1 pseudogene is annotated in these 668 nt (G+C 77.4%); it reads right to left on the reverse strand.

Going from position 1 to position 668, the window contains the following annotated elements:
- Positions 1–668 (reverse strand): annotated as a pseudogene (locus GT354_RS02780) (helix-turn-helix transcriptional regulator); the annotation flags it as partial.

The raw sequence follows: 668 nt of genomic DNA on the forward strand, positions 1-668 counted from the left end.
ACCGCGATGCCCTCCGCGAACTCGCCCTGCTGCCCGAGCGCTTCGCCCAGCATCACGCCGGCCCGCACGTCGGGTCCGTGGCGCAGGGCGGCCCGGGCCAACCGGCACATCGTCTCCACGTCGCCCGCGCCCAGGGCCTCGGCGGCGCCGCGGACCAGGAGTTCGGCGTCGGCGGTACCGGTGGCAGCCAACTCCCAACGAGCCAGGGCCAGGGCGTCGCCGGCGCGGTGCGCCCCGTGCGCCCGTACCCGCGCGGCCTGGTCCAGCAGGACGCCCCGGGCCCGAAGTCGCCCCACGCCCGCCCGAAGGACGGGCGCGTGGGCCGGTTGGGCGAGCGCGAGGTGTTCCCGACGGTCGTCGCGGCGCAGCACGACCAGGCGCGCCGCCTCCAGGTCGGCCAACGCGTCGGCCGGTGTCTCCTGCGGTACGTCGCGCAGCCCGATCGGGCCGCACAGCGCGAGCAGTTCGAGCAACGCCCGCCGGTCGGGCGGCAGCCGGTCGATCCGTTCGTCGAACGAGACGCCCCGCAGGGTGTCGGCCAAGGGTCGCTTCAGACACCAGATGCCGTGGGCCGGGCCGAGCCGGTCCTCGGCGACCGCGGCGCGCAGTGCCTCGCGGAGGTGGAGCGGGTTGCCCTGGCCCGACGCCCACAGGGCGCGGGCGGCCAC

It is taken from the genome of Streptomyces sp. SID3343, from assembly GCF_009865215.1.
Taxonomy (GTDB): domain Bacteria; phylum Actinomycetota; class Actinomycetes; order Streptomycetales; family Streptomycetaceae; genus Embleya.